Annotated in this window: 6 protein-coding genes; 4 read left to right on the forward strand and 2 right to left on the reverse strand. The window is 69.7% G+C overall.

The features are described from left to right. From FJV41_RS47010 to fliB, 3 genes are all read left to right on the forward strand, one after another. Positions 1 to 2,402, forward strand: a 2,402-nt coding sequence (locus tag FJV41_RS47010) for an Hsp70 family protein (protein ID WP_141649153.1), incomplete at its 5' end; no start/stop codon positions are given. Positions 2,403 to 2,435: 33 nt separating this feature from the next. Next, positions 2,436 to 2,648, forward strand: coding sequence for a ClpX C4-type zinc finger protein (locus FJV41_RS47015; protein ID WP_141649154.1), 213 nt, complete (start codon positions 2,436 to 2,438; stop codon positions 2,646 to 2,648). A gap of 13 nt (positions 2,649 to 2,661) precedes the next feature. Beyond that, entirely contained in the window at positions 2,662 to 3,936 is a 1,275-nt protein-coding gene (fliB, locus tag FJV41_RS47020) for a flagellin lysine-N-methylase (protein WP_141649155.1), read from the forward strand. A gap of 12 nt (positions 3,937 to 3,948) precedes the next feature. On the opposite strand, the gene FJV41_RS47025 is transcribed toward fliB, so the two are convergent. Then, positions 3,949 to 4,569, reverse strand: coding sequence for a DsbA family oxidoreductase (locus tag FJV41_RS47025; RefSeq protein WP_141649156.1), 621 nt, complete (start codon positions 4,567 to 4,569; stop codon positions 3,949 to 3,951). A 157-nt stretch (positions 4,570 to 4,726) separates the two neighbouring features. Between FJV41_RS47025 and FJV41_RS47030 the strand changes: the two genes are divergently transcribed. Further along, positions 4,727 to 6,760 carry a S9 family peptidase gene (locus FJV41_RS47030; RefSeq protein ID WP_141649157.1) on the forward strand — a complete coding sequence of 678 codons (2,034 nt, stop codon included), beginning with the start codon at positions 4,727 to 4,729 and terminating at the stop codon, positions 6,758 to 6,760. A 54-nt stretch (positions 6,761 to 6,814) separates the two neighbouring features. On the opposite strand, the gene FJV41_RS47035 is transcribed toward FJV41_RS47030, so the two are convergent. Further along, complete coding sequence (locus tag FJV41_RS47035; protein ID WP_141649158.1) at positions 6,815 to 7,093, reverse strand: hypothetical protein; 279 nt, start codon at positions 7,091 to 7,093, stop codon at positions 6,815 to 6,817. Positions 7,094 to 7,220 lie beyond the last annotated feature (127 nt).

Here is a 7,220-nt window from a genome sequence, read left to right on the forward strand (position 1 = left end):
CTCCCACACCGCCCTCGCGCCCGGCCCCGCCTCCCGCGCGTCCCGCCGCGCCGCCGCCGGCTTCCACGCCGAGCGGTGGGAGCTTCGAGTTCGAGCTGGATTTCAGCGAGGCCGTGGAGGAGTCCCCTCCCGCGCGTCCCGCCGCGCCGCCGCCCGCCGTGGCCGCCAGGTCGAGCGGTGGAGCCTTCGAGTTCGACCTGGACTTCAGTGAGGCCGTGGAGGAGTCCCCTCGCGCAGCGCCTCCGCGCCCGGCCGCGCCGCCGCCTCCTCCGGCGTCCAAGCCGAGCGGTGGGAGCCTCGAGTTCGAGCTGGATTTCAGCGATGCCGTGGAGGAACTCCCTCCGGCGGCGCCGCCTCCGACGCGGACCTCGCCTCCTCCGCCTCCGTCCGCCACTCGCCCCGCTGGTGGCGGCCGCGAGTTCGACCTGGACCTGTCGGGGATGGGCACGAGTCCCTCTCCCGGAGTCGCGGCGCCTCGGATGCCCGCGCCGCCTCCCGCCGCGGCCCGTCCTCCGCCTCCGCCCGCCGCGTTCCAGCCTCCACCGCCGCCGCCCGCGTTCCAGCCGCCGCCTCCGTCGCCCGTGGCGGCCGCGTCGCTGCCCAACGTGCGCCGCGAGGCCCCTCGGGCTCCCGAGCCGGTGGGGACTCCCACGTTGCTCTCGCCGGCGTCAGCGAAGCCCGCGACACCGCTCGCCGCGCCCGCGCTGGATGAGCGGGGCCTGCCGAAGACGGTCTTCCTCCCGCCGCCTCCGCAAATCGTGGGCACGGGGCCCGTCATCGGCATCGACCTGGGCACCACCAACTCGTGCGTGGCGCTCTTGTCCAACGGGCGCCCGATGGTCCTTCGCTCGCGCGAGGGCTACAACACGATTCCGTCGGTCATCTCGCTCAACGCGCAGAACAAGCTGCTCGTCAGCCACCGCGCGAAGAACCAGCTCGTGTTGCGCCCGCAGCACACCATCTACGGCGCGAAGCGACTGGTGGGTCGTCCCTACGACAGCGCCGTGGTGAACCAGGTCCGCGAGCGCTTCCACTACGAAATCGTCCCCGACGCCGCCGGCCGCGCCGCCGTGCGACTGGCGGACAGCGTGCTCTCGTTGGAGGAGGTGCAGGCCATCATCCTCCGCGAGTGCAAGGAGATGGCGGAGGCCCACCTCAACCAGAAGGTGGAGCGCGCGGTGGTGACGGTGCCCGCGTACTACTCCGAGCCGCAGCGCGAAGCGGTGCGCAAGTCCGGCATTCTCGCGGGCCTCAAGGTGGAGCGCATCCTCAACGAGCCCACCTCGGCGGCGCTCGCGTATGGCCTCAACCGCGAGCTGAACAAGAAGGTCCTCGTCTACGATTTGGGCGGCGGTACCTTCGACGCCACCATCCTCAAAATCGAGAAGAACGTCTTCGAGGTGCTCGGCACCGGCGGCGACATCTTCCTGGGCGGTATCGACTTCGACAACCTCATCGTCGACTTCCTCCTCCAGCGCTTCCAGGAGAAGGAGGGCATGGCCTTCAACGGCGACGGCATCGCCCTGTCGCGCGTCAGCGACGCCGCCGAGCGCGCGAAGATGGCCCTCTCCGAGCGCGCCAGCTTCGAGGTCCACATCCCCATGTTGATGATGGACGATGCGGGCCGCCCTCGTGACTTGCGCGTCGTGATGACGCGGCAGGAGCTGGAGAAGATTTGCGACCCGCTGCTCAGCCGCACCGTGGACGTGGTGCGCGACGTGCTGCTGGACGCGAAGCTGAAGGCCAGCGAGGTGGACGACATCATCCTCGTGGGCGGCATGAGCCGCATGCCCCTGGTGCGCGAAAAGCTCAAGGGCTTGTTCGGCAAGGGCCCGCAGGCGAGCGTCAACGCGGACGAGGCCGTCGCCCTGGGCGCGGCGCTCTACTCGGGCTCGGTGGACAAGGTGAGCAGCGTGGTGCTCATCGACGTGTTGCCCATGACGGTCGGCGTGGCGATGCCCGGTGGCGTCTTCAAGCGCGTCATCGAGCGCAACAGCCCGCTGCCCGCGCAGCGCTCCTTCGCCCTCAACACGACGAAGGACAACGAGGAGTTCCTGGAGCTGTCCATCTTCCAGGGCGAGGACAACCACATCTCCGCCAACGAGTACCTGGGCACGGTGCGCATCGAGGGACTGCCTCGGGGGCCGAAGGGTTCGGTGCGAGTCGCCGTCACCATCAAGCTCGATTCGGAGTGCGTGCTGCATGTCGAGGCTCGCGAGTACTCCACGCGCAAGGAAGTGAAGGCCACGCTGGCCACGCGCTACTCACCCGAGGAGCTCCAGAAGCAGCTCCAGGTGAGCAAGGAATCGGTGAAGGCCGCCGAGGAGCGCCGTGGCGCGGACCTGAAGGAGCGCGCGGGTGGCTTCTGGGGCTTCGTGAAGAAAGCGCTGGGCCGCAAGTAGCGGGCACGCCGAGGGACGAAAGGACCGTACGTCTTGAGCCAGCACACTCCCTCCCGTCGGCGCTGCTCCTTCTGCGGCGCCCCCGAGCATCAGGCGGGCCCGCTGCGACAGGGCACCGGCGGCGCCACCATCTGCGATGCGTGCGTGGTGCGCCTGTTCGCCGAACTGGACCGGCAAGCCTTCGCCCCCGGCCCGAATCCGAAGGGGAACACCGCCACGCTCCACAGTGGCTCGGACGACGCCTGACCTCGGGAGTTCCATGTCGTCCGTCTCAGCGCCCCGGTACCTGACGCGCTTCCAGTGCCTCGCGGACGCGTGCGAGGACACCTGCTGCGCGGGGCTCGTCGTGCCGGTGAGTGATGCGCGCTGGCGCATCCTTCGCGACGTGGTGGCCGGTGGGCCCGATGCGGCGCGAGTCGAAGCGCTCGTGGTGCCGGACCCGGGCAGCGGCTCGGGCGCGGAGGCCGCGTACATCACCAAGCGCGAGGACGGGAACTGCTCGTTCCTCGACGAGCGCAAGCTGTGCGCGCTGCACCGGAAGTATGGCGAGGTCGCGCTGCCGGATGCGTGCGCGATGTTTCCGCGCGTGGCGACTCGCAGGGCAGGGCGGCTGGAGGTGACGGGCTCGTTCGGCTGTCCCGAGGTGGTGCGGCTGTGTCTGCTCGCGGAGGATGCGCTGGAGCAGGTGCCGGTGGACGCCTCGCTCGCGGCGCGGCCGGAGATTGCCCGGGTGCTGGGGGGCGAGGACGCGTGGATGGTGCACTCGGAGCGCGTGCGCGCCGTGGCGCTGCGCATCCTGGAGCGGCGTGAGCATCCGTTCGCCTCGCGGCTGTTCATGCTGGGAGAGCTGGCGCGGCGGCTGGGGCCCTTCTACTTCCGGGGCACCGAGGTGTTCCGGGAGGAGGGCGCGGAGGCGCTGTTGACCCAGACGCTCGCGACGTTCGAGGACGCGGAGACGCTGGCCGCGTTGCATGCGGCGGTCTCCCAGGTGTCGCTGCCTGGAGGACCGTGGGCGGGCATCTGCGGCATGGTGCTGAGGTCGCGCGTGGGGGCCGTGGGCAGCGAGCGATTCAGTGGCTGGGCTCGCGCGGTGCTGGCGTCCTACGGAGGGCCGCAGGCGGCGCCGGACGACGTCTGGGCCCGTTATGCGGCGCGCAGGGCTCGACTGGAGCCCGTGCTGGGCGAGCGCGTGGAGCAGTACTTCCGGCACCACGCGGTGAACCACTGGCTGCGCCATCCGTTCACCGATGCGCCGTCGGTGCTCGACTATGTCTTCAAGCTCGCGCTGCGGGCGGCGGTGTTGCGCTGGGTGCTGCTCGGCCACCCGACGGTGGTGGCGCTGTGCGAGCGCGACGACCTCGCGGCCACGGAGGATGCTCGCGCCCAGCTCGACGCGGCGGCGGTGGAGTGCTTCCAGTTGAGCGCGAAGCACCTCGAACAGTCTTCCGAGCTGCACACGCTCGCCCAGGGACTCTCGGGCGGCGCGGGGCCGGACTCGCTGCCCCGGATGCTCGTGCTCCTCCAGGGACTCTGAGTCTCCGCGCGCTCAGGTCGCCGAGCGCGGCTTCGCGCCCAATCGCTCCATCGCCTGACGGAACACGGCGTAGTCCTGCGCGCCCTGGATGCCGAAGCGGTCTCCGAGCACGAACGTGGGCACCGCGCTGACGCCCATCTCCCGCGCCTCGCGCACCGCGTCGTCCACCACCTTCTCGAAGTGCCCACCCTCCACGGCCTGCTGGAGCGCGTCCGGCTCCAGGCCCACTTCCTCCGCCGCGCCGCGCAGCGTCTCCCACTGCCAGAGGTCCTGTCCCTCACTCCAGTACCGACGCAACAGGGCCGCATGGTACGGCTCCAGCTTGCCCTGGGTTCGCGCGTACTCGGTGGCCTGGTGCGCCCGCTTCGTGGACGGAATGACGTCCCGGTCCACCATCTTCAACCCCGCCTGCGCCGCGCGCAGCTTCAGCGGGTTGTTGGGGTCCTTCATCTTCTCGCGGATGTGCGCGGGCAGGGGCAGCCCCTCGGGCGGCGTCTCCGGGCGCAGGAAGAACGGACGCCAGTCCACCTGGAGGTCGTACTCCTGGCTCAGCTTTTTGACTTCCTGCAGGCCGACGTAACACCAGGGACAGACGAAATCGGACCAGACGCGGACGGTGACGGGTTCGCTCATGGCCCTCTCATTAACCCGGGCATACACGGGCCGCTCGCATGTTCCGAGGCCCCAGGGTGGACAGCGTCCAGAGGAGCGGGCACGGTCCACCCCCGTATGCCCCCAACCCGAGCGCTCGCCTGGAGGCCAGCGCCTGGGTCCACCCCAGGAGGACACCTTGTCGCTGTCGCTTGTCGCGGCCCTGGCCATCGCCGCCTCTCCGGCGCCCGCCCGGCCCCAGCCGTTCACCCACCACGACATGATTTCGATGCGCCGGCTGAGCAACCCGCGCGTCTCCCCGGACGGCAAACAGGTCGCCTACGTCCTGCGCTCCACCGACCTGGAAGCCAACCGGGGCCGCAATGACTTGTGGCTCGTCAACATCGACGGGAGCGGCTCGCGCCAGCTCACCTCGCATCCCGACTCGGACTCGGACCCCACCTGGGCCCCGGACGGCAAGAGCCTCTTCTTCCTCTCCTCGCGCGGCGGCTCCTCGCAGGTGTGGCGCCTGCCCGTGGACGGCGGCGAGCCCCTCGCCGTGACGAAGCTCCCCCTGGACGTGGGCAGCTTCCGCCTGTCCCCCGACGGCACGCGGCTCGCCGTGTCCATGGACGTGTTCCCCGACTGCACCTCCGGGCTGGAGTGCAACACCCAGCGCGAGACGGAGCGCTCCAAGCGCAAGTCCACCGGCCGCACCTACGACAAGCTCTTCGCCCGTCACTGGGACACGTGGAAGGACGGAAAGCGCTCGCACGTGTTCGTCGTCCCCGTCGCCGGCGGCACGCCCGTGGACGTGATGAAGGGCATGGACGCGGACGGCCCCACCAAGCCCTTCGGCGGTCCGGAGGAGTACACCTTCACCCCGGACAGCAAGAGCGTGGTCTTCACCGCGCGCGACGTGGGTCGCACCGAGTCCTGGTCCACGGATTTGGACCTCTTCGTGTCCCCGGTCGACGGCAAGGCGAAGCCGCGCAAGCTCACCGAGAAGAACCGCGCCACCGACACCAGCCCCGTCTTCAGCCCCGACGGCAAGACGCTCGCGTACCTCGCCATGGCCCGCCCGGGCTTCGAGGCGGACCGCTACCGCGTCATCCTGCGCACGTGGCCGGGTGGCCAGGAGCGCGTGCTCGCCGAGGACTGGGACCGCTCCGCCGGCTCGCTCGCGTGGAGCCCGGACAGCAAGACGCTGTACGCGTCCGCGGGCCACATCGGCCTGGTGCCCCTGTTCGCGCTGGACGTGGCGAGCAACCAGGTGCGCCAGCTCACCAAGGACGGCACCGACGACTCACCCCAGCCCGCGGCCAATGGCAGCCTGGTCTACGTGCATGACGACCTGGACTCGCCCGCGGACCTGCACGTCCTCAACGCGGACGGCACCTCCAAGCAAATCACCCAGGTGAACCAGGACGCGCTCGCGCGCATCCGCTTCGGCGGCTTCGAGCAGTTCGAGTTCCCCGGCTGGAACAACGAGACGGTGCGCGCCTACGTCGTGAAGCCGGTGGACTTCGACCCGAAGCGCCAGTACCCGCTGGCCTTCCTCATCCACGGCGGACCGCAGGGCTCCTTCGGCAATCACTTCCATTACCGGTGGAACCCCCAGGTCTACGCGGGCCGGGGCTACGTGGCCGTCATGGTCGACTTCCACGGCTCCACCGGCTACGGGCAGGCGTTCACCGACTCCATCCGTGACGACTGGGGCGGCAAGCCGCTGGAGGATTTGCAGAAGGGCCTGGCCGCCGCGCTGCAGCGCTACCCCTTCATCTCCAAGGAGAAGAAGTGCGCGCTCGGTGCCAGCTACGGCGGGTACATGATCAACTGGATTGCCGGCAACTGGCCGGACGGCTTCAAGTGCCTGGTCAACCACGACGGCATCCTCGACGAGCGCATGGGCTACTTCGACACCGAGGAGCTGTGGTTCCCGGAGTGGGAGCACAAGGGCACGCCGTGGGAGAACCCGGAGGGCTACGGCAAGCACAGCCCCATCAACCACGTGGCGAAGTGGAAGACGCCGATGATGGTGGTGCACGGCGGTCAGGACTTCCGCGTCGTGGAGACGCAGGGCCTGGGCACCTTCACCGCGCTCCAGCGCAAGGGCATCCCCTCCAAGCTGCTCTACTTCCCGGAGGAGAACCACTGGGTCCTGCGTCCCGCCAACAGCATCCAGTGGCACGACGAGGTGCTGGCCTGGCTGGACCAGTGGACGCGCAACTAGGCGCGTGACACCCCGGGGCCCGCGTCAGGCGAGCGGGCCCCGGTGGCCTCTTCTTCAGGGAACGACGAAGCAGTCGTCGATGCAGCGCTCCAGGTACTCGGAGCAGCTCTTGTCGGCGGCGCAGTCGGCACACTCCGCCACGGCGTCCTTCCGGTCGTCGGAGTCGCGGTCATCCACCCAGTCGTTGATGGTGTCCGCGCACTTTCCCGTGTCGAGTTTGGAGTCGAAGCACTCCTTGCGATGGTCACAGATGGTGTCGGCGTTGCTGGAGCAGCCGGTGAGCACCGCGCTGAGCGCCAGGAGGGTCGTCACTGCGAGGTTTCGGATGGACATGGGGCGGTGTCCTAGCGCACCCAGTCATCTTCGGGAAATAGCCCTTCTTGCTCAGTGTCGAGCGGCCTGCCGTGGGGGCTGAGGTCGGACGACCTTGACGGGACGCGGAGGAGGCGGTGGTGGGCGG

It is taken from the genome of Myxococcus llanfairpwllgwyngyllgogerychwyrndrobwllllantysiliogogogochensis, from assembly GCF_006636215.1.
Classification (GTDB): domain Bacteria; phylum Myxococcota; class Myxococcia; order Myxococcales; family Myxococcaceae; genus Myxococcus; species Myxococcus llanfairpwllgwyngyllgogerychwyrndrobwllllantysiliogogogochensis.